Genomic DNA, 26,765 nt, shown 5'->3' with positions numbered 1-26,765 from the left:
GCACCTATTGATGCTCACAAGGTAGTCGCTTTGCCCACCAGCTCCAACAGCCGGGCGCGGGTCACGGTCTGATTATGCCAGAGCAGCGGGTCTTCCGATTCCAGCAGCGCCAGACTCAGGTCCGACTGCTGGGCCAGCCAAGCCGTGAAATCGTTTTTGTCGACAAAAACCCGCTCGGGCTCCAGCCCACCTTCCCACACGCGGCCGTAGCGGAAGCGGCCGTCCACGAGGTCGAAACCCATGCCGCAGTAAGCCGGGTGGCCGTAGTTGAACCAATGGCCCTGCGCCAGCGCCTCAGCCACTTGGGCAGCCAGCGCGGGGCCGTAGGGAGCGGGCGAGAGGGTTTGGCGCAGGTGCTTGCGGTGCTGCTGGTTGTGCTGGGCCCGGGCGGCAGCTTCGGCAGCGGCGCCCTGCGCTTCTTCGGCCACGGTGGTGGAATGGTAGGCAAAAAGGGGCCGGCGCAGGTCCACTTGAATGGTGAGGAAGCCGATGCCGCCGGGGGTTTCGTCGGCGTATTGGCGCAGCAGCGTTTGTAGCAGGGCCTGCTGAGGCAAGGTGAATGGGTAAACGACAATGTCTTTGCCGCTTTGGTGGTGGCCCCGGGCATCGTAGCGTACCTCCCCGGGGGTGGCTTCCATTCGAAAATACCCGCCCCAGCACTCCGAGTCGGTGAAAAGCTGCGTCAGCGCGTCGTTGAGGCGGGCCTGGGTGGGGGTGAAGCTTGGCTGGTTCATCGCACAAATTCTTCGAGCCGCGCCCGGGTAATGGTTTGGTTGTCCCAGTACCAGGGGTCGGTTTCTTCCACCCGCGAGAGGCTGTGGTCCGACTGCCGCGCCAGCCACTGCACAAAGGCGTCGCGGGTGGCCAGTGCGGCTTTGGGGGCCTCCACGTAGTAGCCGTCCCACACTTCGCCGTAGTAAAATTCGTGGTTGCGGTATTCGAGCCCCATGCCGCAGTAGTCGCGGTGGGCATGGGCCAGGCGCGCGCCGCGCAGCAGGACGTCGGCCACCTGCCCGGCCAGCTCGGGGCCGTAGGGCGTGCGGGAGCGGCGGCGGTTTCGTTTGGCGCGCAGCTCCCGGTCCTGCTCCGCCGAAACGAGGGCGGCCTGCTGGGTTTCGGTGGTGAGCTGGTAGGTGCAGCGGCTGGTGGGCACGTCCACCTCCACGGCGAGGCCAGCGGTGCCGGGCGGATAGCCGGCTTCGAGGTAGTCGGCCACGAGGCGATTGAAAATTCGGTCCTCAAAGTCCCAGAAGAGCATGGACTTGCCGTCGGCCCGCTCGCCGCTGAGGCTGAACTGGGCCGCCGCACCGCTCACCACAAAGCGGCCGCGCACGCACCCGGCCGCGCGCAGGCGGGCCACCAGCAAATCGTTTATCGGGCGTTGGGCTTCGGCAAGAGTAGCCACGGCAAAGGCAGGAAGTTGAGCGGCAGCAAAAAACGGTGTTTTTTACCCAGCAATGCTGGCACTACCGTTTGGCAAATCCCTGCGTCGTGAGTTTCAGCTGGTTGAAATCGATGCCGTAGCTGGTGCGAAAGCTCTGGCCGACGGTATTCTGATAAGCCGCCAGAGTGTTTTGCTTCACGGCCGCCTGCCAGCCGGCTTGCAAGATGACCGATTGCAGCTTCAGCTCCTCGCCGAAGCGGGCGGCGGCCACCGGGTCGTCGGGCTTGAGGCTGGGGTTTTGGGCCAGAATGCCCGCCACCTGTGCGCGCACGCCCTGCGCCAGGGATGGGCCGATGGCTTTATCGTCCTGAACGTTGTGCACGATGGCGTAGCCCATCAGCAGGTAGCAGGCCAGGGCATCGGCGGCATCGGTGGCGCGCAGGCCCGTCCCCTTGATGATGTCGGCGTAGGTCTGCTCGTAGTCGTTCTTGCCGGGCCCAAAAACCGACGCCAGCGCGCTGGCTCCGGCGGGATTGGTCGGTTTCAGTTTCTCCACGGCGCGCGCCACCGTTTGCTCGCGCATGGCCGGCGAAGGGCGGTAGGCATAGCTGGGGGCGGCCGTTTTGGTGGCGGTGCGGCCACCCTTGGCGGCGGCCGCGCGTTTTTCCAGGTCGTAGTGCATGGCCGCGTTGCCGGTCCAGCCAGCCATCAGCGACATGTCGAGGGCCGGGCCGATGTCCTGGCTGCGGCCTTGGGAAACGGCACTCAGCACCAACGCGGCACTGAGCACGAGCGGAAGCATTTTCATACGGCAAGTAGCCCTAAGGCCGGTGTTGGTGAACACCTTGCCTACGGTCCGGGCATTTATTAAGTTGAATGGCCCAGAAAATAAAAGCCCTCCGGCGAACAGCCGGTTTGCTGCCTGCCGGAGGGCTTTTACGAAGGATTTACCGACCCGCTTACTTGCCGTACACGCCCGCCAGGTAGGTTTTCAAATCCGTGGGCCGGCGGCCCAGCAACTGCTCAAACGTGGGGCTGGCGGCGTTGAACTCACCGTTTTTCATGGCTTGGTTCATGCCCAGCAGCAGGTTGATGAAGGGCTCGGGCACCTGGTGCTGGCGCATGGCAGCCGCAATGTCTTCGCCCGAAACGGGCACGTAAGCCACCGGCTGTCCGGTCACCTCGCCCAGCGTGGCGGCCAAATCCTGGAAGGAATAGGCCGGGGCGGGGGCGAGGTCGTACGTCTGGTTTTCGTGGCCTTCCGTGCTCAGCACGTTCGCCAGAATCTCGCCCATTTCGGCGCGCAGGCCGAAGCTTACCCGGCCATCGCCGGCTGAGGAATACAGCTGCCCGCTGGGCAGCGTGCCTTCGCCCACCAGCATCGGCACAATGTCGAGGTAGAGCGTATTGCGCAGCATGGTGTAGGCCAGGCCCGAGGCCCGCAGGTATTCCTCGGTGGCAAAGTGGCTGGGCGAGGCGCTGAAGGGCGAGTCCGGCGACGGATTGACCACGCTCGTGTACACCAGGCGGCGCACGCCGGCTTGCCGGGCGGCGTCGATTACGTTTTCGTGCTCGCGCTTCCGGGCTTCGTATTCCAGTTCGCTGGAGGAGATGAGCACGGCCGTTTCGACGCCCTGGAAGGCGGCGAACAGCGCGGCCGGGTCGTGGTAGTCGCCGATGCGGACGGTGACGCCCTGCGGGAGGGTGCTGGCGGCTTTTTGCGGGTCGCGCACCACGGCCACGATTTCGGAAGCGGGTACTTTGCCCAGCAGGGCCTGGATAGTGGCGCGGCCGAGGTGGCCGGTGGCGCCGGTAATGGCAATCATGGAGTTGGAGGTTAAAGGGCCTATGGTTACTTTTGGTAACTCAAAGGTATTTGGCCCTTTTGCCCCGGCGCAAGAAGGCATTTAATTCTGCCCAAGGCACATGGAAGTAACCACTGCTGACACTCAGGCCACAGAAATTCGCGAAGCGGCCAAAAAAATTATCACCGTGCCGCCCGACAGCTTCGCCCTCTGCCCCGTGCGCGACATCCTGGACCGCATCGGCGACAAATGGTCCTTGCTTTCCATTCTGCACCTGGGCAGCACCGACAGCCTGCGCTTCAACGAGTTGCGCAAGCGCATCACCGGCATTTCGCAGCGCATGCTCACCGTCACGCTCCGGGCTCTGGAAACCGACGGGCTGGTGGCGCGCACCGTGTACGCTGAGGTGCCGCCCCGCGTGGAATACGCCCTCACCGGGCTGGGCCAAAGCCTGCTGGCCGCCGTGATTGAGCTGGGCAACTGGGCCGCCGCCCACGCGCCCGCCATTGCCGAGGCCCGTGAGCGGATGGGCCGAGTCGCCGCGTAATTGGCTGATGTTAGCCCTGGTAGGGGCCGCCGGGCTCGCCCCAGCCCCAGCGCGGCATGGGCGCGTCGGGCGCCACGCCGGTTTCGGCGGTGGTGTTGGAGTTGAGGACGGCAATGCGGGTGCCCCATTCGAGGTAGGCCACGAAGGCCGAGCGGAATTCGGGGTCGTCGGGCAGTTGTAGCTCGTCGGCCGTTTCCAGCAGCAGGTGCACCCAGCGCCGCCGGTGCTGCTCGGTGAGGTGCCGCGAAAAGTGCTTCTGAATCATCTGGAAGTGGCTGCCCTCGTGGGCGCTGTACTGCGCCGGCCCGCCAAACACTTCGGCCAGAAAATGCGCCACGTGCACTGAATGGCTGGGCGCCATGTGCCGGAAAATGGGCTCCAGCAGCTCGTCCCGCAACACTTTTTGGTAGAACGCGGCCGTCAGGTTTTCAAAAGCGGGCATGCCGCCGGCCCATTCGTAAAGCGTGGGCACGGGTTTGGGGTCGGAGGAGGCAGGATTCATGGCGGCCAAGCGGTTGGGATTGGTGGCTAAATCTAGTGAGGAAGCCGCGCTTTGCCTGGCGCGCCCCGCGTGTCGGCCACCCGGCGCCGGCGAAACGTCGGCCTCTGACCATCGTACAGCCACAGCCAGACTCCCTTCGGCCTGACTACCATGGAAAATCCCGTACTCCCAATTTCCGCCACCGGCGCCCCGCTGAGCCGCGTGGACGGCCGCCTGAAAGTGACGGGCCAGGCCCGCTACGCCGCCGAGCACTCCGTGAAAGACTGCGTGCACGGCGTGCTGGTAACCAGCGCCGTGGCCCGTGGCCGCATCAAGCGGCTCGACGTGGCCGCGGCCGAGCAGGCCCCCGGCGTGCTCAGCATCGTCTCGCACCTGAACGCGCCCAAAGTGCCCGGCTACCAGGACGCCAAAGCCAGCCAAAACCCGCGCGTGGAAGGCCAGGAAATAAAGGTTTTCTACGACGACCAGCTGCATTTCAGCAACCAGCCCGTGGCGCTGGCCGTGGCCGCAACCCTGGAGCAGGCGCGCTACGCCGCCTCCCTGGTGCGGGTGGAATACGAGGCCGCACCGCCCCAAACCGACCTGGCCGCGAACCTTGGGAGAAGCGAGGCGCCGAAGAAAGAAAAAGACCACCTGCGCGGCCAGCCCGACGCCTACAAAACCGCGCCGGTGCGCATTGAAGCCGAATACCGTACCCCCATGCAGGTGCACAACCCCCTGGAAATGCATGCCGTGATTGCAAGTTGGGAAGGCGAAAAACTGACGGTGTACACCAAAACCCAGGGCCCGAAACTGGCCCAGCAGGATTTGATGCGGATGTTTCAGCTGCCGGCCGAGAGCGTGCGGGTGCATTCGCAGTTCGTGGGTGGGGCCTTTGGGGGCTCGTCGCGCATCTGGCCGCCGGAAGTGGCGGCCATACTAGGCGCCAAAAAGGTGGGCCGGCCGGTGAAGCTCATGAACCGGCGCGAGCACGAATTCAACCTAGTGGGCTACCGGCCGCTTTCCATTCAGCAAATGGGCCTGGGCGCCACCCCCGATGGCACGCTGGTGGGCATCACGCACCGGGCCTACGGCAATACCTCGCGCTACGAGCAGTTTGCCGAGCGCATCGTGCACCCCACCAAATCGGCGTACAAAACGCCCAACCTGAACACGAATTACCGCCTCGTGCCGCTCGACCTGAGCACGCCCGCCTGGACGCGTGGCCCCGGCGAAACCAGCGGTTCCTTCGCCCTGGAGTCGGCGATGGACGAACTGGCCGTGGCCTTGAATATGGACCCGCTGGCCCTGCGCCTGAAAAACTACGCCGACCGCGACCCCGAAACCGACAAGCCCTGGAGCAGCAAAGGCCTGGGCAAATGCTACGAGCGCGGCGCCGCCCTCTTCGGCTGGAGCAAGCGCCCGCCCGCGCCGCGCTCCATGAAACACGGCGAGTGGCTGCTGGGCTGGGGCATGAGCACCGGCATCTACAAAGCCGAGCGCCAAGCCGCCACCGCCCGCGCCCGCCTGCTGCCCGACGGCTCCCTCGTCATCCAAAGCGCCACCGCCGACACGGGGCCCGGCACCGCCACCATCATGACCCAGTTGGCGGCCGACGCCAGCGGCGTGGCCCCGGCCAACATCCGCTTCGACCTGGGCGACGCGGCTTACCCGGAAGCGCCCTTGCAGGCCGGCTCGCACACGGCGGCCTCGGTGGGCTCGGCGGTGCACGAGGCGTGCGCGGCGCTGAAAAAGCAGCTGCTGGATTTGGCCGCCAGCGTGCCCAGCAAAGCCTTAGGCAGTGTTAAGCCCGAGGAGTTGACCGCGGAAAATGGCTTCGTAATTTCGAATAAGCAGAGCGGGCGCCGCCTGAGTTTTGGTGAGGTGCTGAAGCAGCACGGGCTGCCGGCGCTGGAAGTGACGCAAAAAGCCGAGAAGGTGCCCGAGATGGAGAGCTATTCGGGCAAGTCGTTTTGCGCCAACTTCGTGGAAGTGCAGGTGCACCCACTCACCTGCGAGGTGCGGGTGAGCCGGGTGGTGTCGGTAGTAGACGCCGGCCGGGTGCTCAACGCCAAAACGGCCCGCAGCCAGGTGCTGGGCTCGGTGGTGTGGGGCATCGGGCTGGCCCTGATGGAAGAAGCCCGCCTCGACCACCGCTACGGCCGCGTGGTGAACCACGACCTGGCCGACTACCACGTGCCCGTGAACGCCGACATTCCCAGCATCGAAGTTGAATTTATCAACGAGCCGGACCTGCTGCTCGACCCCATCGGCGCCAAAGGCCTGGGCGAAATCGGCCTGGTTGGCTTTGCGGCGGCCGTGGCCAACGCCGTGTACCACGCCACCGGCAAGCGCGTGCGCGAGCTGCCCATCACGCCCGATAAGCTGCTGCCCGCTGCCACGAAAGCGTGATTTTAGATAAATTTCGGCCATGAACGTGCAAACCGCCTACAATTCCTGGTCCGATACCTACGATACCGTCCCCAACAAAACCCGCGACCTCGAAGCCGTGGCCATCCGCCAACTGCTGGCCGATATTCCGCTAGGTAACGTCATCGAACTGGGTTGCGGCACGGGCAAAAACACCGAATGGCTGGCCGCGAAAGCCACTCAGGTCACGGCCGTGGACTTTTCGGCCGAAATGCTGGCCCGCGCCCAGGCCAAGCTGGCCGGCGGCTCCGTGCGCTTTCGGCAGGCCGACATCACCCAGCCCTGGAGTTGGACCCGGCAGCCGGCCGACGTGGTGGCCTGCAGCCTGATGCTGGAGCACATCGAGGACCTGGGTTTTGTGTTCGGGCAAGGCCACGCGGCCCTCAAGCCCAACGGATTTTTCTACCTGGGCGAGCTGCACCCCTTCAAGCAGTACCTCGGCAGCAAGGCCCGGTTTGAAACCGGCACCGGCGTGGTGGAGCTGCCCTGCTTCACGCACCACGTGTCCGACTACCTGGCCGCCGCCCGGCAGCACGGTTTCCGCTGCGTGGAGCTGCGCGAGTGGTTCGATGACGACGACAAAACCACCGTGCCGCGCATTCTGGGGCTGTTATTTCAGAAGCAGCTATAGGGAACTTGATTTATTTAGCTAACCAAAAAAGCCCCACTCAAACCGAGCGGGGCTTTTTTGGTGGCAGGCGTGCGGAATGACTTAGTTATCGGCTTTCACTTTCAACTTGCCGTCCTTGTCTTCGGATTTGGCGGATTTCAGCTTGAGCTTGTCGTCTTTCATTTTGACTTTATCGCCGCCGTCGGCCTTGGCTTTCATCTTTTCGATGCCGGGACCGTCCATGCCCCGGCCACCGCCGCGGTTCATGCGCTCGGCCTGCATGGCGGTGTATTTGGTGTACTGCTCCGGGGTCAGCACTTCTTTAAACTGGCCGTCGTACTTCTCGCGGTTGGCCTGCATTTGGGTGCGCATGGCTTCGCGGTCGCCGCCCTGGCCCTGGCCGCGCATGGCCTGCATTTCCTGGCCGCGGGCAATCATGATTTGCTGCACTTTAGCGGCCTGGTCGGCGCTGAGGCCCAGCTCCTGGGTCATGCGCTCGGTCTGGCGCTTGGCCATTTCTTCGGGCGAGCCTTGCATGCGGCCGTAGCCGCGGCCCGGGCCTTGCATGCCGGCCGCATCGGTGCCGGTGGGGGTGGTTTGGGCGGCGGCGGTGCCTACGGTGAAGGCAAACGCGGCGAACAGGGGCAACAGGTACTTTTTCATTGAAGGGGAAATTGGGGGTGAGGGATTGGAAAAAAGTGGGACTTTGGGTTTACTCGCGAAAAAGCCCCGTTCCAACGAATAGAACGGGACTTTAACGTCGGGGTTAGGCTAGCGCGGGCTTAGCGGCGGCTGTACTGGCGGTGGGAAGCTTCCCAGCGGGCGCGCTCCTGGGCTTCGCGCTGGGCCCGAATTTGGGCTTCCCGCTGGGCACGTTCCTGGGCTTCGCGCTGGGCGCGCTGCTGGGCTTCCCAGCGGGCCCGCTCCGGGGCCGTCACGCGGTGGTTGCGGTCGAAGCCGTAGTTGGTGTTGCGGTCGAAGTGGTCGTCGTCGCGGCGGTCGTCGTTGCGGTGGGCGGCTTCCCAGCGGGCTTTTTCGGCATTCGTGACGCGGTGGTTACGGTCGTAGCCGTAGTTGAAGTCTTTGCTGTTGCGGTCGTCGCGGCCATCGTAGCGGCGGTCGAAAGGCCCTTCGGCGGCGAAGGAAACGGTGGAAGTGAACAGGGCCGCGGCGGCGAGCAGGGAAAACAAGGAAGCTTTCATGATTTCTGAGCGAAGGAGGTGAGGAATGGAGGTGAAAAAGGCTGGGCTCGGTTGCTGCAGGCAGCGGGCTCCGGATTGGGAATCGACTCTTCCTGCCAGGGTATTTGCAAACCACCGGCCGAAACGCGGCCAAAAACCCCGGGCTGGACCGGCAGGCGCCGGGCACCGACCAACCGGCCCAATTGCCAGACCGAGCCGCGCAAAGCATCGCCGGCCATTCGCCGAAAAGCCGTTTTCCAACGGCATTTTGGTCCAATACCCACGCCCAGGCCCGCCCTATTTGGCTTACCTTAGGCAGCGAAAACTCCCCAAACGCTCTTTGCCATGAACAAACTTGTGCTCCTGACCCTGGCCGGCACGTTGGCCGGTGCAGCGCCCGCCGCGGCCCAAACCACCGAAAAGCTCGACGCGGCGGCCCTGGCCAAAATCCGCGATGAAGGCCTGAACCGCTCCAAGGTGATGGAAACCGCCTTCTACCTCACCGACGTGAACGGCCCGCGCCTCGCCAACTCCGACGGCCTGAAGCGCGCCAACGAATGGACCAAAGCCCAACTCACCAAATTTGGCCTCGCGAACGCCAACATCGAAGCCTGGGGCGACTTCGGCCGCGGCTGGGACATCGAGAAATCCTACGTGGCCATGACGGCGCCCTACTACCACGCCCTCGTGGGCATTCCCAAAGCCTGGACGCCCAGCACGCCCGGCCTCGTGCGCAAGCAGATAGTAGTAGTGAAAGCCAACACCGAAGCCGACCTGGCGAAGTACAAAGGCCAGCTGCGCGACAAAATTGTGGTGATGAGCGTAGCCGCGTCCCTCAAGCCCGCTACCGAAGGCGCCATCCGCCGCTACTCCGACGAGGACCTGAAAAAGCTGGCCGCGCCCGTACCGCCCCCGCCCCCCGGCACCGCCGTAGCGCAGGACGGCCGCAAAATCCTGGCCGCCCTGCGCGCCGCCATGACCGATATGCTGGTAAGCGAAGGCGCCGCCGGCGTGCTTAGCGCCCGCGGCGGCATCTACGGCACCTTCAACACCAGCAACGGCGCCCCCTACGCCGCCGATGCCAAGCCCGCGCTCCCCGAAATCGAAACCGCGCCCGAAGACCAGCTGCGCCTCATTCGGCTGGTGGAAGCCGGCGTGCCCGTGGAAGTGGAAATGGAAACCAAAACCCGCTTCCAAACCCAGGATTTGAAGGGCTACAACGTGGTAGCCGAAATCCCGGGCACTGATAAAAAGCTCAAAAGCGAGGTGGTGATGCTCGGCGGCCACCTCGATTCGTGGCACGCCGCCACCGGCGCCACGGACAACGCCGCCGGCTGCGCCGTGATGATGGAAGCCGTCCGCATCCTCAAAGCCACCGGCCTGAAACCGCGCCGCACCATCCGCATTGCGCTCTGGGGCGAGGAGGAAGAGGGCCTGTACGGCTCGCGCGGCTACGTGAAAAACCACTTTGCCGACCCCGCCACCATGCAGCTCAAGCCCGAGCACGAGAAGCTGGCCGCCTACTTCAACCTCGACAACGGGGCCGGCAAAATCCGCGGCATCTACGCGCAGGGCAACGAAACCGCGGCGCCCATTTTCCAGCAGTGGCTCGCGCCCTTTGCCGACCTCGGGGCCAGCACCGTGACGCTGCGCAACACCGGCAGCACCGACCACATCGCCTTCGACGCCGTGGGCATGCCCGGCTTCCAGTTCATTCAGGACGGCCTCGACTATTTCCCCACCACCCACCACACCAACCAGGACACCTACGACCGCCTCATCGCCGACGACCTGAAACAGGCTTCCGTGGTGGTGGCCAGCTTTGTGTACGACGCCGCCATGCGCGACCAGAAGCTGCCCCGCAAGCCCCTGCCCGCGCCGGCTAAGCCGCAGTAGGGCGCGCCTATTAAAATCAACAAACGGTCATGTCGAGCTTGTCAAGACATCTCGCTCGGAGCAGTAACTACTTGATGAGTAGCGGCACGCGAGATGTCTCGACAAGCTCGACATGACCGTTTATTCTTACTCCACCAGCCCCAGCGTGCGCGTCAGCCCGTTTCTGGGAATGCTGAGCCGCACGTTCTGGTCGCCGGTTTCCGAGCGTTTGCGGCGCCGGTCCATGATGTCCTCCACCTTGCTCTTGCCCTCGGGGTTGCGCGAAAACAGCGCCGCCGCCACGTCCGTCACCAGCGACACGGCGCGCGGCACGGGCACCGTCACCTGCTCATAGTCAGGGTCGGGCGCTGGCGGCCGGGCCGGCGTGGGCTGGCTTTGGGCCAAGCTGCTGGTGGCTTTAAAAGCCAGCGCAACCAAAAGAAGAGGTAGCTTCTTGCGCGACATCGGTGCGGGGACGATACCGCAAAGATGCCGCTAAAAACGGCGCGGTTGCCCGGCTACCCCAGTTTCTCCCGGAATAGTTTCAGGGTGCGGTCCCAGGCCAGCTTGGCGGCTTCGGCGTTGTAGCGGGCCGGCGAGGTGTTGTTGTTGAAGGCGTGGTTGGCGCCCTCGTACACGAACAGCTCGTACCTGGTGCCGGCCGTCTTCAGCGCCGCCTCATAGGCCGGAATGCCGGCGTTGATTCGCTGGTCGAGCCCGCCGTAGTGCAGCAGCAGGGCGGCTTTGATGTTGGGCACGTCCTCGGCCTTGGGCTGGGCGCCGTAGTAGGCCACGCCGGCGTCGAGTTTGGGGTCGTGCACCGCCAGCTGGTTCACCAGCCCGCCGCCCCAGCAGAAACCCACGGCGCCGGTGCGGCCGTTGCAGTCGGGCCGGGCGCGCAGGTAAGTGAGGGCGGCCAAGTAGTTGTTCAGGTTCTTCAGCGGGTCGAGCTGCCCAATGAGCTCCCGGCCCTTGTCCTCATCAGCCGGGGTGCCGCCCACCACGCTCAGCGCGTCCACGCCCAGGGCCAGGTAGCCGGCCTGGGCCACCCGCCGGGTCACGTCCTTGATGTGGGGCGTCAGGCCGCGGTTTTCGTGAATGACCACCACGGCGCCGCGCTTCTTTTTGCCCTTGGGGTGCACCAGGTAGCCGCGCACAGTGGCCCCGTCGCCGGGCCAGCTCACGTCTTCGGTTTCGAGGTCATCGGCTTCCGGCGCCACCGTGGCGGCGGCCGCGTAGCCCGGTTCCAGCACCGAGAGCGCCGAAAACGCCAGGGCCGTACCGCCGGCCAGTTTCACCAGCCGCTCCATGAAGTCCTTGCGGGACAGCGGGGCGTGGGTGTATTCGTCGAAAAGGTCGATGATGCGTTGGTCCATGAGACGAAAGGTACTGGTGCAGTGAGAAATGCGGCGGTTATTCGGCCTCGCGGTTCACCGTGTCGGGGCTGAACGCCGGCACGCATATCGACCAGTACTCGCACTCCTCCTCAAACGGGTTGGAGTAGCGCACCCGCGCGCCGCCCTTTATCAGCAGCGCCTGCCCGGCCTGCAGCTCTACCACATCACCGTCGATTTCAAACCGCTTCCGGCCCCGCACCACAATAGTAATTTCGTCGAAGCTGGGCGTCTGGTGGGGCTCGCTCCAGTGCGGCGGGGCCACCATGTGGGCCAGGCTGTAGGCCGCGGTGCCGGTGCTGGCCCCGCCCACGTGCTCTTCGATGAGCTTGCCGTCGGTGGTGGGTACGATGAAAGGGGTGGGGTTGAGGATGTAGCGTTTTTCGGACATGTCTGCATAGTTGGTGATAAGGAAAACAGGTAATAGCACGGTCATGTCGAGCCTGTCGAGACATCTCGCGTGAAATACTAATCCACTCGTAAGATTTACTACCTCACGCGAGATGTCTCGACAGGCTCGACATGACCGTGCTATTACGGTCGAAGCTTCTCCAGTAGCTCAAAAGCACGCGAATTATACTTCCACACAAAGAAATACGGCGTCTGCACCGCCCCAAACTGCACCCGGATGCGCTCCACCGCCGGCAGCATGCTCCCTTCAAAATCAAAGCAAGCCAGCCCCAGTACCTCGCTGGCGTAGCGAATGGCCTCCCAAATCAGCAGAATGCCCGCGCCGCTGTCGCGCAGCGCCGGGTCGTCGCCGGAGAGGTGATAATACGCGGCCTGCTGGTCCCAGATTAGATACGCGGCCGAATGAATGCGCGCCTGCGCGTCCACGGCGAAGAACAGCTGCCGGGCGCCGTTGGCCGCCAGCGCCGCATCGTGCCGCTGAAACTGCGCCCAGGAGTAGGGCATGGGCAAGCCCTGCCGGTCGAAGCTCATTTTATTCACCTCGTAAAACCGCTCGGGCCCCAAGTGGTGCACTACCGTCACCTGCTCCCGCGCCTTGTGCAGGTTGCGCCGGATGTTGCGATTAATGCCTGCCTCCACCTGCGCTAGGTTGTGCAGCCCGTTGAGGCGGTAGGTATAATAGGTGGTCTGGCGGAATTTCTGCCAGTAAAACGGCAGCCAGTTGGTGCTGCTGGGGTAGAAGTTCTGCTTGAAAGCGGCCAGCGGCGGCAATTGCTTAATCAGCTCCTCCAGCAGCAAATGCTCCTTCTTCAGCACGCCCCGAAACTCGGGCAGCACGTAAGGCCCCAGCCACTTCACAAACGGCGGCATGGTCGCGTAGCGAAACGGCCCCTTTTGCTTGTAGAAATACGGCAGCGCCGCCACCACGCGGCCATTTTCTTCGGCCAGCGCTACGTCCCAGGCGCCGCCTTCGCGGCACGCGTCCAGATACCACGGCTGCGCAAACACCGGCACGTCGGGCGCGGTGCGGCAGAAGTCGCGGTAACGGTCTTGGGCAGGTTGCAACGCGGGACGGGTGGTTATTTGGCCGGTGCCCCCGGGCAGGGGCCTTTGGTGAAGGTGCGCACGCCGGCGTTGCCGGCCACGCAGGCGTTGGAGTAGGTTTTGCCGTCGCAGCCGCACACGGGGTCATACTGCATGGTGCAGATGCCCTCGGGCTTCACCTTGCTGGGGTCGATGCACGCCTCGGCGGCGCTTTTGGGCGGGGTGGCGCGCTGGCAGGCGGCAGCCAGCAGCAGGGCAGCGTACAGAAACAGGGCGTTTTTCATCGGGCCGGGCAGGGGAGGGGGCGAATCTACGCCGGCCGGGCCGAAACCGTCAATACGTCCGGTTCAGAGGCACTTTTCCGCCGTGTCGGGGTGGAAAAATTTAGCGGCAAGCTCAACCCCTAGCGTTGGCCTTCGTATAGGCAGCCAGACCATTCGCGGCCCTAAAACAAAATATACCGTTTTGTGTTCGGGCCCGCGGTTCCACTGGCCTATCTTTCACCCCATCACCCTTCATTACCCATTACCATGTCGTACCACGAAGAAGACAACAACGCCGGTAAAGTACTTTTAGCCGCCCTCGCTGGTGCCGGCGCTGGCATCATCGCCGGTATGCTGCTGGCCCCGGACAAAGGCTCGGCCACCCGCGAAAACTGGAAAGGCGTTGCCTCCAAATACAGCGGCCAGCTCGGCGAGCAAGCCTCAAAGCTGGGCTCCGACCTCGAAGCTAAATTCAAAGAATACGCCGGCAAGCTCGAAGACCTCGGCGTGACCCTGCCCGGCAGCAGCCTCAAAATCAAAGGCAACTGGGACGAGGCCAAAGGCAAGCTGAAATCGCAGTACGCTCAGCTCACCGACGAAGACCTGACCTACGCCGAAGGCGAAGGCGACCAGCTGGTGGGCCGCCTGCAAGAGAAGCTCGGCAAAGGCAAAGCCGAAATCACCAAAATGCTGAACGACCTGTAAGTCGCCCCGGCCACTTGCTACAAAAGCCCCGCGCCGCCAGGTGCGGGGCTTTTTGTTGCCCCAACCAGTGGGCTGGTTTTCCCGTTAGGCCATCAATAGTTATTTCTCTTTTCCTGCAAAATCATGAAAGACGACAAAGGCAAAGTCATTCTCTCGCTGCTGGCCGGCGCCACCGCCGGCATCGTGGCCGGCCTGCTGCTGGCTCCCGAAACCGGCGACGCCGCCCGTTCCAATCTGCGTGAATCGGCGAAAAAGTGGGGCGGGGATCTCAGCAAGCTCCTCAAAAGCACCCTCGCCAAAGCGCAGGGTGGCGAAGCCGCCGGCCACACCAACCCCAATGCCCGCGTGAGCGAAGACAAGCAAGCCGCCGACCGCCTCCTGCAAGGCTTGGACGCCGGGGCCGAAGACGCCGCCGTGCAGCCCGGCGACCTCTCTACTCTGGCCACCGGCAACGGCAGTTCCGTGGGTGGCAACACCGATGCCCGCGAACACCTGACCGAACAGTAGGTCCGGCTGGGTAACATAATTATGGCAATTTCGGGCTTGGCGTAACCTGCTGGTAACTGTCCCGTAAAATCCCTCACAACCGACTTGAAAGAAGGCCGAAACGTAGTATCAGTAAAATTGCCGGTCGTAGGAGCTTCTGCTGAAATTGGTCAAACAACTCAGCAGTAAAATCAGACGAATCCATCGCAAGCTTCTGATGAAAACAGCGGTTTGAAGGGTAAGAAGGTTGTAAAAAAGAAAGGCCCCGCACGACATTTCGTGTGGGGCCTTTCGACTTTCAGGGCATCGTATCAAGCATAATGAGAACGTCATGCAGAGCACAGCGAAGCATCTTTACCGCGTAAGTAATTCATTTACTATTGCGGTAAAGATGCTTCGCTGGCGCTCGGCATGACGTTCTACTCCTTTTCCGGCTTCTCTTTCTGCACTGCTTCCGGCTTCATCTGCGGGAAAAACAGCACGTCCTGAATGGAGTGCGAGTTGGTCATAATCATGCTCAGGCGGTCGATGCCGATGCCCAGGCCGGCCGTGGGCGGCATGCCGTACTCCAGGGCGCGCAGGAAATCTTCGTCGAGCACCATGGCTTCGGTGTCGCCGCGCTTGCCCAGCTCCAACTGGTCCTCGAAGCGCTTGCGCTGGTCGATGGGGTCGTTGAGTTCGGAGAAAGCGTTGCAGATTTCCTTGCCGTTGCAAATAGCCTCGAACCGCTCCACCATGCCGGGCCGGTCGCGGTGCTTCTTGGCCAGCGGCGACATTTCCACCGGGTAATCGGTGATGAACGTGGGCTGGATGAGTTTGGGCTCCACGTGCTCACCGAAAATTTCATCGATGATTTTGGCCTTGCCCATGCTGGGGTTGAGGTGTACGTTCAGCTTCTCGGCGGTTTCGCGCAGAGCAGCCTCGTCCATCTCGCCAATGGCCACGCCGGTGTACTTCTCAATGGCCTCGAACATGGTGTAGCGCTGCCAGGGCCGCTGGAAGTTGATGCGGTTTTCGCCCACCTGCACTTCCGTCTGGCCGTGCAGGGCCAGTGCCACGCGCTCCACCATTTCTTCCACCAGGTCCATCATCCAGGCGTAGTCCTTGTAGGCCACGTAGAGCTCCATCTGCGTGAACTCGGGGTTGTGGAACCGGCTCATGCCTTCGTTGCGGAAGTCCTTGCTGAACTCGTACACGCCATCGAAGCCGCCCACAATCAGACGCTTCAGGTACAGCTCGTTGGCAATGCGCAGGTACAGCGTCATGTCCAGCGTGTTGTGGTGCGTGGTGAAGGGACGCGCCGCCGCGCCACCGTACAACGGCTGCAGAATCGGAGTTTCCACCTCCAGGTAGCCTTTGTCGTTGAGGAAATTCCGCATCGACTGCACCAGCTGCGTGCGCTTGATGAAGGTGTCGCGCACCTGCGGGTTGACGGCCAGGTCCACGTAGCGCTGGCGGTAGCGCTGCTCGGGGTCGGTGAAGGCGTCGTAGGTCACCTTCTCGCCGGTGGCCTCATCTACCTTTTCTTTCACCACGGGCAGCGGGCGCAGGGCTTTCGCGAGCAGCTTCAGCTCCGTGACGTGGATGGACGTTTCGCCCACCTGCGTCTTGAACACGCGGCCTTTCACCCCAATAAAGTCGCCCAAATCGAGCAGCTTCTTGAATACGGTGTTGTACAACTCCTTGTCTTCGCTGGGACAGATTTCATCCCGGTTCACGTACAGCTGAATGCGGCCCGAAGTGTCCATCAGCTCCGCAAACGAGGCCTTGCCCATCACGCGCTGCGACATCAGCCGGCCCGCCAGCGCCACTTCCTGGAAGTTGTTCAGCTCGGGGTGGTAGTTATCGTGAATCTCCTTTGCGTAAAACGTCACGTCGAACAGTTCCGACGGGTACGCTTCGATGCCCAGCTTTTCCAATTCTTCGAGTTTGTGGCGGCGCTGTAGTTCCTGTTCGCTGAGGTGCTGCATAGTTGTCTGAACCACGGATTCGTGCGGATTTCTCGGATTCCACGGATTTCGTGGACGTTTGATTCAGCCGAAAGAATCGTGCACTTGCCAAAACAAGCGCAACGCGGTAAGTGAGAAGTGAACCGCAAAAGTACGGCACGAAAAAAGCCGCTCCGAAACCGGAGCGGCTTTCCGCAACTATTTACGTTCACAAAATCCGTGGAATCCGAAAAATCCGCACGAATCCGTGGTTCAGATTAGGCGGCCAAGCGGAACTGCTGGCCTTCGGCGGCAATGGCCGGGGCCGTGGGTGGCGTGGGCGCCAGCACCGGTTCGACGCGGGTGCGCAGCCGCTCCTGCACGAAGCCCGACTGCAAGTGCACCGGCAGCTCGGCCACTAGTTGGCGGTAGCGCTCCAGGCCCAGGGCCTTGGCCACGTAAGTCTCGTGGATGCCGTTGAGGTAGCTCACAATGTTCAGCAGCGAGGCGTGGAACAAGCTGAAGTCAATGTCGGCCTCCACGTAGCGCTCAATCTCGCGCGTGCTCTCCGAGATGCGCAGGCGGCCCAGCAAATCGAAAATGGTGGTGTAGCCCAGGCGCCAGGTAATTTGCTGCCAGTGCGCCGCCGTCCACTTATCAAGCGGGCGGCCCGTTTTCTGGCTGCGGATGGCCGTGTTGGGGTTGGCTTGCACCTGCGCGCGGGTCCACTGCGCCTTCATCTTGCGCGTGGTGCGCAGAAACTGGCCAATCTGGGCCTGGGCGTCAATCTCTTTGCTGGCAATGTGCAGCCCGGCCTTGTAGCCCGCCAACGGCAAGCGGTGAATGCTGAAGTCGCCATAGGCACCGGCCGCGTAGAACGACACCGGCCGCGGGTAGGCATTCTTCACCACCAGCCGCCCCACCTCGCGGCGGATGAGCTGGCCGTTGTTCGAGCGCACCCCCGTGGTGTACAGGAAAGCCTGCAAGCCCGACAGGATGGCGTGGTAAGCCTGCGGGAACGTCCAGTGCAGGGCGTTGCGCAGGAAGTTCTCGTCGCCCAGCTCCGCGGTGGCGCGCAGGGCGTATTCCGTGCTCCAGCTGGTGTGCAGCAGCTTGGTGAGCGTCGCTACGTCGGCGTCGTTCAGCTCCGCCGTGTGGCTGCGGAAGAAAGGCAGGTTCTGGATGCCGCCGAGCACGTCGTCGTTCTCCTGAATGTGGTAGTTGATGGCAAAGAAGTAGTTGAGAAAAACCTGCGCTGGAATTGATTTACGCCAGTTTTCATCAGCCAACTTTTGCTGTTGCTCATCCACGGCAGCGTCTACTTGGTCTACCTGGGGAATGAGCGGAATGATGCGGGTTTCCTCTTGAGTCTTCATGTCAGGTAAACAGCAGGAGCCACCTTTTTAGTTGCCTTTTTACTAATTTAATTAGGTGGATTTACTAAAAGTATTCGCTTATAAAACAATGAGTTACACAACTGATGTGAAAAATCTTGCTGCAAACATTCATTGGCTGTTTGCTAAGGAGGTTAACAACCCCCGTAATTGCCAAAAAAGCCCCCGCGCCAGCAGGCACGGGGGCTTTTACTAAGTGGACTGGTTTGATGAACCGGACTTACTTCAATTCATCCTGAATCACGGCCACGGCCTCAGCGATGGTGATGTCCTTTTTCAGGCCTTTGGTGAAACGGGCGGCGCGGTTCACCTTCACAGTGTCGCCGCCCACGGCCCGCACATCGGCTGCCAGAGGCGAGAAGGCCAGGGCAGTGGTGGTTTTTTGCGCAGCCTCGTAGCGGTCCGAAATCAGCTTCGATTCCTGCTGCTCGGCGCGGAAGTTGCTCAGCTTGAGCGAAACCACGCTTTCATCCTTGCGCTTGCGCATGCTCTTCACCATGTCGTCCATCACCTTGAAGCTGGGGTTGGTGGCCACGCGGGCTTTGCTGTTGGCGCGCAGCTTCTCCAGGTTAGGCGAGTCGCCCCAGGGCTTGTAGCGGGCGGGCTGAATTTCGTCCCACTTCAGCGGGTAGTCCGACTCTTTTTCGCCCTGGTCAAGGTAAGAGTACAGGTCGGGCACCACAATGTCCGACACCACGCCTTTGAACTGGGTTGAGCCACCGTTCACGCGGTAAAATTTCTGGGTCGTGAGCTTGAGCGAGCCGATGGGCTTCACGCTGTTCAACTCCGCCGGCAAAGCTTCATCCAAGTCGAAAATGCGTTGCACCGTGCCCTTGCCGTACGTGCTGGTTGAGCCCATGATGACGCCACGGTGGTAGTCCTGAATGGCGGCCGCCAGAATTTCGGAGGCCGAAGCGCTGTACTTGTTCACCAGTATCACGAGCGGGCCGCTGTACTGCACGCGCGGGTCGTTGTCGGTGAGCACCTGCGTGCGGCCCTGGCCGTCGCGCACCTGCACCATGGGGCCGCTGTCCATAAAAAGGCCAGCCATCGACACGGCATCGGTGAGCGAGCCGCCGCCGTTGAAGCGCAGGTCCATCACCACGCCCTTCACTCCCTCGGCGTTGAGCTTGGCCAGCTCCTTCTTCACGTCGTCGGACGAGCTCCGGCCGCCGTTGTCGTTGAAGTCGGCGTAGAAGCCCGGCAGGCGCAGGTAACCGATTTTCTGGCCCTTATCGGTGATGACCGACGACTGCGCGTACTTATCATCCACCACCACTACGTCGCGAATGATGGGAATAATCTTGGTGCTGCCGTCGGGCTTGCGCACCGTCAGGCGCACTTCTGAACCTTTTTTGCCCCGAATCAATGTCACGGCCTTCGCCGTGCGCCAGCCTTCAATGCTCACCGGCTCAGCGGCGCCCTGGGCCACGCGCAGTAGGGCATCGCCCTTTTTCAAGTCGCCCTGCCGGGCCGAGGCCGAGCCGGGGATGATTTCGTCCACGTAAATCAGGCCGTCCTTCTCGCGCAGCGTGGCGCCGATGCCCTCAAAGCGGCCGGTCATTTCGTAGTCGAAATCTTCCTTGGCCTTCGGAGCAAAGTATTCGGTATGGGGGTCGTAGGTATTGGCAATGGTGTTGGCGTACTCGGCCAGGCGCTCGTTGCCGTCCATGTCGGCGAGGTCCTCAAACTGCTCGTCGTAGGATTTCAGCACGCGCTTGCGGGCTTCGGCCTCCATTTGGGCGGGCGTGCGCACGGGCTCGGCGGCGGTAGGGGCGTCGGCATCAGCGGCTTTGGGCGCGGCAGTGGCGCCGCTGGGTTTGGCTTCTTTGGCCTTTTCCTGGGCGTCCATCATTTCCGATACCCGGCTGAGGGTTTCGTACTTCAGCAGCTTGCGCCATAACTCGCGCTGGGCAGCTTTGTCGGCGGGGAAGCTGGCTTTGTCGAAGTCGGTTTGCAGGGTTTCATCCGCCGAGAAATCGAAGGGCTTGGCCAGGATTTCGCGGTAGAGGGCCTGCATTTCTTTGGTGCGCTCGGTCATGAGCTTGGTGCTCAGGTCCAGGAACTCGTGCGTGCCGCGCTTCACCTCATCGTCAATCTGGGTCTGGTAGCGGCGCAGCTGTTCTACGTCGGTGGCCAGCAGGAACTGCTTGCGGTTGTCGAGGTGCTTGAGATATAAATCGAACACCCGCTTCGAGAACACGTCGTCGATTTTCTCGGGCTGGTAATGCTGCGAGTTCAGCCCACTCAGCATAAGGCCAATGAGCACTTGGTCCTTGCTCGGCACTGCCGAGTCGGCCCGGCGGAACAACCGGTATGATGCCAGAACAAACACGGCCGCGACCAAAAAGGCGTACAGCCCGACCTTCAAGCGGGAAAAAGACATTTGCAGCGAAATAAAGCGGGGTTGAAACTCAAATATACGGCCGGTGCTATGCAACTACGGGCCTCTTATTCTTACGGCAAAAACGCTGCCGGGGGTGTAATAAGTGCCCGCGGCCGCAGTGGCCAGTTGCACACTCGATAAGAACTTGGGCCGGGGGGCGAAGGTTGCAACAAAAAAGCCTTTCCCAGACGGGAAAGGCTTTTTTCAGGACGAGCAGGCCGGAACCTGCGACGTACTTAGTACTTGTAAATCTTGTCGCCGTTGTTGCGGCGGAATTCCTCTTCGAAGTACTGAGCGTCTTCGGCGTTGCGGGGCTTCACGCCCATCACAATGCCGCCGTTCTTCACGCCTTCTTCGTACTCGGCGGCGTGCTCTTCGGGAATGCCCGAGCCCACCAGGGCGCCCACCAGACCACCCGTGAGGCCACCGGCACCGGCACCAGCCAGCGCAGCGGCCAGCGGGCCGGCAATAATCAGGCCCAGGCCGGGCAGAGCTACCGACGTACCAATGGCCGCGATGGCGCCAATGATGGCACCGGCCGTGCCGCCGATGGCCGAGCCCACGCCCGCGCCTTCCATGGCTTTGTCGCCAAGGTCGGTGTGGGCGGTGTCTTCACCGAAGTGGGTTTTGCGGGTTTCATCCGACATCAGCAGGTTCACGTCGTCTTTGCCGTAGCCGCGCGACGAAAGCGACTGGTAGGCCTTCTCAGCGCTGCTGCGGTCGCGGAACATGCCGGTCAGGTTCGAGCTGGGAGTGTCGTCGTAGGGACGGCCGGTCACGGCGTGAGCCGCTTCGTCGGCCGTGTTCTGCACGCCGTCGATGGCGCGGCCTACCACGGCGCCGGCGGTGCCCGCTACGGCGGCACCCTTAGCGGTGGCGCTGAAGTCGTCGCCGTCGGTGGTGTTATTGGTATTGCCCAGCGAAGCGCCGGAAGTGCTCGACGTGCCGGTACCGGAAGTAGAGCCCGTGCCAGCGTTGTAGCTGGTGCCTTCGTTGCTCAGACCGGTGCTGTTGCCCGTGCCGGTGCCCGTGTTCTGGGTGCCGTAGTTGGAGCCTGCGCCGGTGCCGGTGTTTTGCGGGTTGTTCGAATCGTTGGTATTCATGCTAGGAGGGAATTGAAAATGTGGAAAAGAAAACTAACCTACCCGGCTAGTTGGGGACCTTAACGGGACCACCGCAGTAGAGGTTACATCCCGCTAGTTTTCCAACTTTTCCCATCTTCCGGCCACTACGCTCCAGTCTTTAATCTGCGGCCGCGCCCTGCGCAAACTGCTGAAAGTTGGCTTCGTTGCGCCAGAACTCGCGGCAGTCTTTGATGAGATTTTTCAGGAATTCTTCGTCCTGTTTCAGGCTGCGCCACTCGCCCATGCCCATCTTTTCACACAGCTTGTAGAAGTTATCGCCTTGGCCCTTCGAGCCTTGCACTTTCACCAGGCAACTCAGCGGCGGGCGGCCGGCTTCGTGCTCCGTGAGGGAGATTTCGGCCAGCATTTCATTAAGCCGGGATTTTTCGTGAGAAATTTCCAGATTTAGCCCCAATTCGGCTTCCTGCACCAGCGTGAGGTAGCTCACGGTGCCGGTTTGCAGCCGGGAATAGCGAATCAAATACGTGCGAATACGACCAATCATGGCAAGGTATAAGATGAACAAAAAACCGTTTTGGGGGCTGAAAATTAGTAATTTTTAACTGCGCGGCATCGTATTTCTGCAATGCTGCCATTACTAATTTCCAGCCCTGCGGCGGCTGCCCATACCACAATCGTTCCTAAAATTTACGGTCGACCTTATAAATACCCGCTGCAGCCCATTTCAGAGCAGTAATTGTATAAAATCCGGGCTTCGGTCGTACATAATTATTGCCCTTTGCGGCGCCGGATTTCCTTTTGAATTAGTAGAAATTCGCGGCTGCTCTGGCCCGCGATGGCCGTGTTCTCGTCGGCCCGGCGCAGCAGGTAAGGCATCACGGCGGCCACGGGGCCGTAGGGCAGATACTTGGCGGTGTTGTAGCCAGCGTTGGCCAGGTTATAGGTGAGGTTGTCGCTCATGCCGTAGAGCTGGGCAAACCAGACGCGCGGGTCGTTGGGCGCCAGGCCGGCCTGCTGCATGAGCTGGGTGAGCAGCAGCGAACTGGCCTCGTTGTGCGTGCCGGCACAAATACTGATGCGGTCGACGTGTTCGATGCAATAACGCAATGCCTCGTCGTAGAGCGCGTCGGTGGCGTTTTTGGTGGGGTTGATGGGGTTTTGGTAGCCGCGCTGCTTGGCCACGCGGGCTTCCTTTTCCATGTAGGCGCCGCGCACCAGCTTGGCCCCGATGTAGTAGCCCGCTTCGGCCGCGGTGTCGTGGGCGGCTTTGAGGGCGTCGAGGCGGTCGTGGCGGTAGAGCTGGTAGGTGTTCCAGACGATGGCCGTTTCGCGGTTGTACTTGGCCATCATGTCGTAGGTCAGCAGGTCGATGGTGTGCTGAAACCAGCTTTCCTCGGCGTCGACGAACAGGCGCACGCCGTGCTGATGAGCACGGGCGCACAGGGCCTCCACACGGGCCACGGCGCGGGTGTGGGCGGCTTCCTCATCGGGCGTGAGCAGCTTGCCGGCCTGCAGTTTCTCCAGAATGGCCACGTTGGCCACGCCGGTTACTTTAAACACCGAGAAGGGAATGTGGCGGGAGCGGTGGGCCTCGTCGATGGTGGCCAGGATTTCGTCGCGGGTGCGGTCGTAGCTGGCGTCGCTGCCTTCGCCCTCCACCGAGTAGTCGAGGATGGTGCCGATGTTGTACTTGCCCAGCTCGGCCGTGACGGGGCGGCATTCGGCAATGGTTTCGCCGCCGCAAAACTGCTCAAAAATGCTGTGTTTGATGAGGAACTTGGTGCCGGGCAGGCCCCATTTCAGGGCCGTTTTCATGAGGCCGCTGCCGGTTTTGACCAGCGTGCCGTTGTTCATGGCCGCAAACAGGGCGTAGACTTTGCGCAGCTGGGCATCGGACTTCGAGGCGAAGGCCACGCGGGTGTCTTCAAAGGAAATCGGCGGGGCTTGGGTGGGGGCGTCTGGCGACATGGCAGTGGGAGTCAAGTGGTGGGAATTGGGAAGGAAAGGACAAGGGCGGGCGAAGGTAAACGCTAAACAACGTTCCGGGGAAACGAGTTACGTTTGTTGGGTTTTACAACGCCCGGCCGGCTTTCGGCTTTCATTTGGCCCCCTTCCGATGCCCCCCACTCCTAATACGTTCTTCACCCGCTTGTTGGCCCAAAAAGGCCAGCCCATTCTCATTGCCGGCCCGTGCTCGGCCGAAACCGAGGCGCAGGTGATGGCCACGGCGCACGGCCTCCAGGCATTGGGCAAAATCGACCTGTTCCGGGCCGGCATCTGGAAGCCGCGCACCCGGCCGGGCTCGTTTGAGGGCATGGGCAGCGTGGCGCTGCCCTGGCTGCAGCGCGTGAAGGCCGAAACCGGCATCCCCACGGCCATTGAGGTGGCCACCCCGCGCCACGTGGAAGAAGCCCTGGCCCACGGCATCGACGTGCTGTGGGTGGGCGCCCGCACCACCGTCAACCCCTTCGCGGTGCAGGAACTGGCCGACGCGCTGGCCGGCACCGGCGTGCCCGTGATGGTGAAAAACCCCGTGAACCCCGACGTGGCCCTCTGGGCCGGCGCGCTGGAGCGCATGGAGCGGGCCGGCATCACCGATTTGGCGGCCATCCACCGGGGGTTCAGCACGTTTGCGCCCAGCCGCTACCGCAACGCGCCCACCTGGATTTTGCCCATCGAGCTGAAAACCCGCTTCCCGCACATCCCGCTGATTTGCGACCCCAGCCACATTGGCGGGCGGCGCGACTTGCTGCTGCCCATCGCCCAAAAAGCCCTGGACCTGGACTACGACGGGCTCATCATCGAAACCCACCCCGACCCGGACCACGCCCTGAGCGACGCCGAGCAGCAGGTGACGCCCGCGCGCCTGGGCGAAATCCTCAACGAGCTAAAATACCGCTACCGCTCTTCCAACAACGCCGAATACCTCAACAAAGCCGAAGAGCTGCGCCTGAAAATGGACGTGGCCGACCGCGAAATCGTGGAGGCCTTGGCCCGCCGCATGGCCCTGGTGGAGGAATTGGCCGAGTATAAGAAGGAAAACGACGTAAAAATCCTGCAATTCGACCGCTGGCAGGAGATTTTTAGCACCCGCCAGCATTGGGCCGGCAAGCTCAACGTGAACGAAAAATTTGTGGCCGAACTCTACAAGCTCATTCACCTCGAAAGCATCCGCAAGCAAACCGAGGTGCTCAACGGCCGCCCGCAGGTGGACGGCACGCAGCACCTCGGGCCCGGGCTGTAGCTCTATAGCTGGGCTTGAATGCGTTGGTAAGTTTTGCGCGGCACATCGCACGGCAGACCGTAGTCCAGCACCAGCGTATTGCTCTGAAGCGAAACCTGGGCGTCGTGCTGGTAAGCAGGCGTGGGCAGCTTGTCGATGAAGCGCAGGCCGGGCGTGGCAGAGTTGCCGATGCCGCAGGTGTTGACCGCGGCCACGCTGGTGTAAGTGCCCTGGGCCGTCAGGTGGCCGTTGGTGGAAACGGAAAAGGTGCTGTCCGTGAACACGGCCGTTTCGTTGGGGACGCCGGGCAGGCACTCGCATTCCATTTTCACCAGCTGCCAGGTGCCGGCCATGCCCGTGCCTACAATGGCGGGCTCGGCATCGCCGGATTTGGCGCAGCCCAGCAGGCCAGCGCTGGCCAGGGCTGCGAGAAGCAGGGGATTTAAGGCAAATCTTTTCATAATCAGTTTAGATTGAAGCTAGAGTGGGATTACAAACGGCGTGTGTAGTAGTAGCCGCGGCCGTCGGCGTAGTCTTCCACGATGACCAATTGAGTGGCGGTCACGCGCTCGATGAACTCCTTTTCCGAGCCGGTCCGGGCGCCGTACGCCACGAAGGTTTGGGGCCGGCGGTTGACGTAGGAGTTGGCCTGGAAAAGCGAGTAAGTGGTTTTGCCCGTCACTGCGCCGTTGAGCAGGAACGTGACCTGCTTATCGGCCGCGAAGACGACCTCCTGGCGGTGAGCCGGGTCGGCCGGCATCACGCGGCCCGACAAGCCGCCGTCGGTTTGGGCGAGTACCCAGTGGCCCACCAGCAAGTCGGCCTGCGCCTCCTGGGGCGAAACCGAGCCCTTGGAGCAGCCAGCCAGCACGCCGACGAGCAGCAAAAAGGCCAGCCAGTTAGTGTGAGAAATTCGTTTCATAGCAAAACAGCAGAAAGGTGAGAGAAGCAAAAAGCCGGGACCGAGGGAAGAACGGGTTGACCACTGCTCCCGCTTTTGCCCTTCTGACCGGCCCATGCGCCGAATGGTTGCTCCGCGCCGGTCAAATTCCCTGAATAATTTATTCTGACTTTTGCCCCATGGATAGTTCCGTCATCATCGGGCCCGCCGCCCTGCCGGCTTTGGCCGAGTTTCTGTACCGGCCGGCCGTGAGCCGGGTGTTTGTGCTGGCCGACAGTAACACGGCTCGGCTGTGCCTGCCGCTGCTCGAACCGCACTTGCCAGCCAATTATTGCCTCATCGAAATGCCGGCCGGCGAAGAATACAAAACTCTGGGCAGCTGCGATGCCGTGTGGGGACAGCTCACCGCCCAGCGTGCCGACCGACACGCCGTGCTGGTGAACCTGGGCGGCGGCGTAGTCACGGATTTGGGCGGCTTCGCGGCGGCGCTCTACAAGCGCGGCATCCGGTTTGTGCAGGTACCCACCACCTTGCTGGCGCAGGTAGACGCCAGCGTAGGCGGCAAAACCGGCGTCGACTTTCAAGGCTTCAAAAACCAATTAGGCGTCTTTCAGGCCCCGTCGGCCGTGTTTGTTGAGCCCCGTTTTCTGCAAACCCTCGACCCGCGCCAACTGAAATCCGGCTACGCCGAAGTCATCAAGCACTGGCTCATTGCCGATGCGGACGCTTTCAATAAACACCGCCGCCTGGGCTGGCTCACGGAAGACTGGACCGATATTATTCAGGAATCGGTGGCGCTCAAGCAGCGCATCGTGGCCCAGGACCCCCTGGAAGCCGGCCCGCGCAAGCTGCTCAACTTCGGCCACACCGTGGGCCATGCCCTGGAAAGCTACCTGCTGCTGCAGCCCGGCCGCGAGGCCCTGCACGGCGAGGCCGTGGCCGCCGGCCTGGTGTGCGAAAGCTGGCTCTCGGTGCAGCGCGGCCTGCTGAGTCCCGAAGAGCTGGACAAAATCGAAACCTTCGTGTTCTCAATCTATGACAAGCTGAATTTCGTGCTGATGGAAACGACGGCCATCGCCGAGTTTGCGCTGCAGGACAAGAAGAATTCCGGCGCCACCATCAATTGCACCTTGCTCAATGGCATCGGAAACGGCGTGTTCGACCAGTCAGTGACGGTGGCGGAAATTGCCGAGTCGTTGCGCTATTACCACCGGTTGTAGTCGTAGCAGTTG

28 protein-coding genes are annotated in these 26,765 nt (G+C 62.3%); 8 read left to right on the top strand and 20 right to left on the bottom strand.

All coding sequences use genetic code 11. The annotated features are described in order from the left end of the window. Positions 1-14: 14 nt before the first annotated feature. From I2H31_RS13305 to I2H31_RS13290, 4 genes are all read right to left on the bottom strand, one after another. On the bottom strand, positions 15-734 hold the full coding sequence (locus tag I2H31_RS13305) for a hypothetical protein (RefSeq protein ID WP_196293532.1): 720 nt from the start codon (positions 732-734) through the stop codon (positions 15-17). Then, positions 731-1,405 (bottom strand): hypothetical protein, encoded by a 675-nt coding sequence (locus I2H31_RS13300; RefSeq protein ID WP_196293531.1) that lies wholly within the window; start codon positions 1,403-1,405, stop codon positions 731-733. The genes I2H31_RS13305 and I2H31_RS13300 overlap by 4 nt, the downstream gene beginning before the upstream one ends. A gap of 61 nt (positions 1,406-1,466) precedes the next feature. Beyond that, the gene (locus tag I2H31_RS13295) at positions 1,467-2,192 is read right to left on the bottom strand and encodes a DUF6683 family protein (RefSeq protein ID WP_196293530.1); all 726 of its coding nucleotides are present in this window, start codon (positions 2,190-2,192) and stop codon (positions 1,467-1,469) included. Between the two features lie 151 nt (positions 2,193-2,343). Beyond that, a complete protein-coding gene (locus tag I2H31_RS13290) occupies positions 2,344-3,210 on the bottom strand; it encodes an SDR family oxidoreductase (protein ID WP_196293529.1) in 867 nt (288 codons plus the stop codon). Positions 3,211-3,310: 100 nt separating this feature from the next. Here I2H31_RS13290 and I2H31_RS13285 point away from each other — a divergent pair, with 100 nt between their 5' ends. Then, positions 3,311-3,736, top strand: a complete 426-nt coding sequence (locus tag I2H31_RS13285; RefSeq protein ID WP_196293528.1) for a winged helix-turn-helix transcriptional regulator — start codon at positions 3,311-3,313, stop codon at positions 3,734-3,736. A 10-nt stretch (positions 3,737-3,746) separates the two neighbouring features. On the opposite strand, the gene I2H31_RS13280 is transcribed toward I2H31_RS13285, so the two are convergent. Further along, positions 3,747-4,238: a group II truncated hemoglobin gene (locus tag I2H31_RS13280; RefSeq protein WP_196293527.1), complete on the bottom strand. Its 492-nt coding sequence runs from the start codon at positions 4,236-4,238 to the stop codon at positions 3,747-3,749. 150 nt (positions 4,239-4,388) lie between these two features. On the opposite strand from I2H31_RS13280, the gene I2H31_RS13275 reads away from it, so the two are divergent. After that, on the top strand, positions 4,389-6,629 hold the full coding sequence (locus tag I2H31_RS13275) for a xanthine dehydrogenase family protein molybdopterin-binding subunit (RefSeq protein ID WP_196293526.1): 2,241 nt from the start codon (positions 4,389-4,391) through the stop codon (positions 6,627-6,629). A gap of 19 nt (positions 6,630-6,648) precedes the next feature. Then, positions 6,649-7,278, top strand: coding sequence for a class I SAM-dependent DNA methyltransferase (locus I2H31_RS13270; protein WP_196293525.1), 630 nt, complete (start codon positions 6,649-6,651; stop codon positions 7,276-7,278). 81 nt (positions 7,279-7,359) lie between these two features. Here the strand turns inward: I2H31_RS13270 and I2H31_RS13265 are convergent, their stop codons facing one another. Continuing rightward, positions 7,360-7,920 (bottom strand): Spy/CpxP family protein refolding chaperone, encoded by a 561-nt coding sequence (locus I2H31_RS13265; protein ID WP_196293524.1) that lies wholly within the window; start codon positions 7,918-7,920, stop codon positions 7,360-7,362. Positions 7,921-8,039: 119 nt separating this feature from the next. Beyond that, positions 8,040-8,459: a hypothetical protein gene (locus tag I2H31_RS13260; protein WP_196293523.1), complete on the bottom strand. Its 420-nt coding sequence runs from the start codon at positions 8,457-8,459 to the stop codon at positions 8,040-8,042. A gap of 324 nt (positions 8,460-8,783) precedes the next feature. Between I2H31_RS13260 and I2H31_RS13255 the strand changes: the two genes are divergently transcribed. Further along, complete coding sequence (locus I2H31_RS13255; protein ID WP_196293522.1) at positions 8,784-10,334, top strand: M28 family metallopeptidase; 1,551 nt, start codon at positions 8,784-8,786, stop codon at positions 10,332-10,334. A gap of 126 nt (positions 10,335-10,460) precedes the next feature. Here I2H31_RS13255 and I2H31_RS13250 read toward each other — a convergent pair whose 3' ends face one another. The 5 genes from I2H31_RS13250 to I2H31_RS13230 all read right to left on the bottom strand — a co-directional run bounded on the left by I2H31_RS13250 (position 10,461) and on the right by I2H31_RS13230 (position 13,446). After that, positions 10,461-10,778: a hypothetical protein gene (locus I2H31_RS13250; protein WP_196293521.1), complete on the bottom strand. Its 318-nt coding sequence runs from the start codon at positions 10,776-10,778 to the stop codon at positions 10,461-10,463. Between the two features lie 53 nt (positions 10,779-10,831). Further along, positions 10,832-11,689: a dienelactone hydrolase family protein gene (locus tag I2H31_RS13245; protein WP_196293520.1), complete on the bottom strand. Its 858-nt coding sequence runs from the start codon at positions 11,687-11,689 to the stop codon at positions 10,832-10,834. A gap of 37 nt (positions 11,690-11,726) precedes the next feature. Then, complete coding sequence (locus I2H31_RS13240) at positions 11,727-12,098, bottom strand: cupin domain-containing protein (RefSeq protein ID WP_196293519.1); 372 nt, start codon at positions 12,096-12,098, stop codon at positions 11,727-11,729. 143 nt (positions 12,099-12,241) lie between these two features. Continuing rightward, positions 12,242-13,183: a GNAT family N-acetyltransferase gene (locus I2H31_RS13235; RefSeq protein WP_196293518.1), complete on the bottom strand. Its 942-nt coding sequence runs from the start codon at positions 13,181-13,183 to the stop codon at positions 12,242-12,244. Positions 13,184-13,197: 14 nt separating this feature from the next. Beyond that, positions 13,198-13,446 carry a Kazal-type serine protease inhibitor domain-containing protein gene (locus I2H31_RS13230; RefSeq protein ID WP_196293517.1) on the bottom strand — a complete coding sequence of 83 codons (249 nt, stop codon included), beginning with the start codon at positions 13,444-13,446 and terminating at the stop codon, positions 13,198-13,200. Between the two features lie 246 nt (positions 13,447-13,692). Between I2H31_RS13230 and I2H31_RS25640 the strand changes: the two genes are divergently transcribed. Both I2H31_RS25640 and I2H31_RS13220 read left to right on the top strand, forming a co-directional pair. Continuing rightward, positions 13,693-14,130, top strand: a complete 438-nt coding sequence (locus I2H31_RS25640; protein WP_196293516.1) for a CsbD family protein — start codon at positions 13,693-13,695, stop codon at positions 14,128-14,130. Between the two features lie 123 nt (positions 14,131-14,253). Beyond that, positions 14,254-14,637, top strand: a complete 384-nt coding sequence (locus I2H31_RS13220) for a YtxH domain-containing protein (protein ID WP_196293515.1) — start codon at positions 14,254-14,256, stop codon at positions 14,635-14,637. 398 nt (positions 14,638-15,035) lie between these two features. Here I2H31_RS13220 and lysS read toward each other — a convergent pair whose 3' ends face one another. From lysS to I2H31_RS13190, 6 genes are all read right to left on the bottom strand, one after another. Then, positions 15,036-16,586 (bottom strand): lysine--tRNA ligase, encoded by a 1,551-nt coding sequence (gene lysS / locus I2H31_RS13215; RefSeq protein ID WP_196293514.1) that lies wholly within the window; start codon positions 16,584-16,586, stop codon positions 15,036-15,038. A gap of 236 nt (positions 16,587-16,822) precedes the next feature. Then, on the bottom strand, positions 16,823-17,920 hold the full coding sequence (locus tag I2H31_RS13210) for a hypothetical protein (RefSeq protein WP_230687767.1): 1,098 nt from the start codon (positions 17,918-17,920) through the stop codon (positions 16,823-16,825). Positions 17,921-18,158: 238 nt separating this feature from the next. Next, entirely contained in the window at positions 18,159-20,324 is a 2,166-nt protein-coding gene (locus tag I2H31_RS13205) for a carboxy terminal-processing peptidase (RefSeq protein ID WP_196293513.1), read from the bottom strand. 236 nt (positions 20,325-20,560) lie between these two features. Next, positions 20,561-21,427, bottom strand: a complete 867-nt coding sequence (locus I2H31_RS25805; protein ID WP_394368962.1) for a hypothetical protein — start codon at positions 21,425-21,427, stop codon at positions 20,561-20,563. A 139-nt stretch (positions 21,428-21,566) separates the two neighbouring features. Continuing rightward, the gene (locus I2H31_RS13195) at positions 21,567-21,953 is read right to left on the bottom strand and encodes a hypothetical protein (protein ID WP_196293512.1); all 387 of its coding nucleotides are present in this window, start codon (positions 21,951-21,953) and stop codon (positions 21,567-21,569) included. 224 nt (positions 21,954-22,177) lie between these two features. Further along, entirely contained in the window at positions 22,178-23,377 is a 1,200-nt protein-coding gene (locus tag I2H31_RS13190; protein WP_196293511.1) for a proline dehydrogenase family protein, read from the bottom strand. 148 nt (positions 23,378-23,525) lie between these two features. Here I2H31_RS13190 and I2H31_RS13185 point away from each other — a divergent pair, with 148 nt between their 5' ends. Then, positions 23,526-24,653: a chorismate mutase gene (locus tag I2H31_RS13185; RefSeq protein WP_196293510.1), complete on the top strand. Its 1,128-nt coding sequence runs from the start codon at positions 23,526-23,528 to the stop codon at positions 24,651-24,653. A gap of 2 nt (positions 24,654-24,655) precedes the next feature. Here I2H31_RS13185 and I2H31_RS13180 read toward each other — a convergent pair whose 3' ends face one another. Continuing rightward, positions 24,656-25,093, bottom strand: a complete 438-nt coding sequence (locus I2H31_RS13180) for a hypothetical protein (RefSeq protein WP_196293509.1) — start codon at positions 25,091-25,093, stop codon at positions 24,656-24,658. A 29-nt stretch (positions 25,094-25,122) separates the two neighbouring features. Continuing rightward, positions 25,123-25,554 (bottom strand): hypothetical protein, encoded by a 432-nt coding sequence (locus tag I2H31_RS13175; protein ID WP_196293508.1) that lies wholly within the window; start codon positions 25,552-25,554, stop codon positions 25,123-25,125. A gap of 158 nt (positions 25,555-25,712) precedes the next feature. Here I2H31_RS13175 and aroB point away from each other — a divergent pair, with 158 nt between their 5' ends. Then, a complete protein-coding gene (gene aroB / locus I2H31_RS13170; protein ID WP_196293507.1) occupies positions 25,713-26,753 on the top strand; it encodes a 3-dehydroquinate synthase in 1,041 nt (346 codons plus the stop codon). Positions 26,754-26,765 lie beyond the last annotated feature (12 nt).

It is taken from the genome of Hymenobacter ruricola (assembly GCF_015694525.1).
Taxonomy (GTDB): domain Bacteria; phylum Bacteroidota; class Bacteroidia; order Cytophagales; family Hymenobacteraceae; genus Hymenobacter; species Hymenobacter ruricola.
Note: the sequence above shows the minus strand (reverse complement) of the source record. Positions and strands in the feature narration are given on the sequence as shown.

What these genes read in the sequence shown, in the direction of transcription:
- I2H31_RS13305 (WP_196293532.1), bottom strand. Translation starts at nt 734, where the DNA reads ATGAACCAGCCAAGCTTCACCCCCACCCAGGCCCGCCTCAACGACGCG.
- I2H31_RS13295 (WP_196293530.1), bottom strand. Translation starts at nt 2,192, where the DNA reads ATGAAAATGCTTCCGCTCGTGCTCAGTGCCGCGTTGGTGCTGAGTGCC.
- I2H31_RS13290 (WP_196293529.1), bottom strand. Translation starts at nt 3,210, where the DNA reads ATGATTGCCATTACCGGCGCCACCGGCCACCTCGGCCGCGCCACTATC.
- I2H31_RS13285 (WP_196293528.1), top strand. Translation starts at nt 3,311, where the DNA reads ATGGAAGTAACCACTGCTGACACTCAGGCCACAGAAATTCGCGAAGCG.
- I2H31_RS13280 (WP_196293527.1), bottom strand. Translation starts at nt 4,238, where the DNA reads ATGAATCCTGCCTCCTCCGACCCCAAACCCGTGCCCACGCTTTACGAA.
- I2H31_RS13275 (WP_196293526.1), top strand. Translation starts at nt 4,389, where the DNA reads ATGGAAAATCCCGTACTCCCAATTTCCGCCACCGGCGCCCCGCTGAGC.
- I2H31_RS13270 (WP_196293525.1), top strand. Translation starts at nt 6,649, where the DNA reads ATGAACGTGCAAACCGCCTACAATTCCTGGTCCGATACCTACGATACC.
- I2H31_RS13265 (WP_196293524.1), bottom strand. Translation starts at nt 7,920, where the DNA reads ATGAAAAAGTACCTGTTGCCCCTGTTCGCCGCGTTTGCCTTCACCGTA.
- I2H31_RS13260 (WP_196293523.1), bottom strand. Translation starts at nt 8,459, where the DNA reads ATGAAAGCTTCCTTGTTTTCCCTGCTCGCCGCCGCGGCCCTGTTCACT.
- I2H31_RS13255 (WP_196293522.1), top strand. Translation starts at nt 8,784, where the DNA reads ATGAACAAACTTGTGCTCCTGACCCTGGCCGGCACGTTGGCCGGTGCA.
- I2H31_RS13250 (WP_196293521.1), bottom strand. Translation starts at nt 10,778, where the DNA reads ATGTCGCGCAAGAAGCTACCTCTTCTTTTGGTTGCGCTGGCTTTTAAA.
- I2H31_RS13245 (WP_196293520.1), bottom strand. Translation starts at nt 11,689, where the DNA reads ATGGACCAACGCATCATCGACCTTTTCGACGAATACACCCACGCCCCG.
- I2H31_RS13240 (WP_196293519.1), bottom strand. Translation starts at nt 12,098, where the DNA reads ATGTCCGAAAAACGCTACATCCTCAACCCCACCCCTTTCATCGTACCC.
- I2H31_RS13230 (WP_196293517.1), bottom strand. Translation starts at nt 13,446, where the DNA reads ATGAAAAACGCCCTGTTTCTGTACGCTGCCCTGCTGCTGGCTGCCGCC.
- I2H31_RS25640 (WP_196293516.1), top strand. Translation starts at nt 13,693, where the DNA reads ATGTCGTACCACGAAGAAGACAACAACGCCGGTAAAGTACTTTTAGCC.
- I2H31_RS13220 (WP_196293515.1), top strand. Translation starts at nt 14,254, where the DNA reads ATGAAAGACGACAAAGGCAAAGTCATTCTCTCGCTGCTGGCCGGCGCC.
- lysS (WP_196293514.1), bottom strand. Translation starts at nt 16,586, where the DNA reads ATGCAGCACCTCAGCGAACAGGAACTACAGCGCCGCCACAAACTCGAA.
- I2H31_RS13210 (WP_230687767.1), bottom strand. Translation starts at nt 17,920, where the DNA reads ATGAAGACTCAAGAGGAAACCCGCATCATTCCGCTCATTCCCCAGGTA.
- I2H31_RS13205 (WP_196293513.1), bottom strand. Translation starts at nt 20,324, where the DNA reads ATGTCTTTTTCCCGCTTGAAGGTCGGGCTGTACGCCTTTTTGGTCGCG.
- I2H31_RS25805 (WP_394368962.1), bottom strand. Translation starts at nt 21,427, where the DNA reads ATGAATACCAACGATTCGAACAACCCGCAAAACACCGGCACCGGCGCA.
- I2H31_RS13195 (WP_196293512.1), bottom strand. Translation starts at nt 21,953, where the DNA reads ATGATTGGTCGTATTCGCACGTATTTGATTCGCTATTCCCGGCTGCAA.
- I2H31_RS13190 (WP_196293511.1), bottom strand. Translation starts at nt 23,377, where the DNA reads ATGTCGCCAGACGCCCCCACCCAAGCCCCGCCGATTTCCTTTGAAGAC.
- I2H31_RS13185 (WP_196293510.1), top strand. Translation starts at nt 23,526, where the DNA reads ATGCCCCCCACTCCTAATACGTTCTTCACCCGCTTGTTGGCCCAAAAA.
- I2H31_RS13180 (WP_196293509.1), bottom strand. Translation starts at nt 25,093, where the DNA reads ATGAAAAGATTTGCCTTAAATCCCCTGCTTCTCGCAGCCCTGGCCAGC.
- I2H31_RS13175 (WP_196293508.1), bottom strand. Translation starts at nt 25,554, where the DNA reads ATGAAACGAATTTCTCACACTAACTGGCTGGCCTTTTTGCTGCTCGTC.
- aroB (WP_196293507.1), top strand. Translation starts at nt 25,713, where the DNA reads ATGGATAGTTCCGTCATCATCGGGCCCGCCGCCCTGCCGGCTTTGGCC.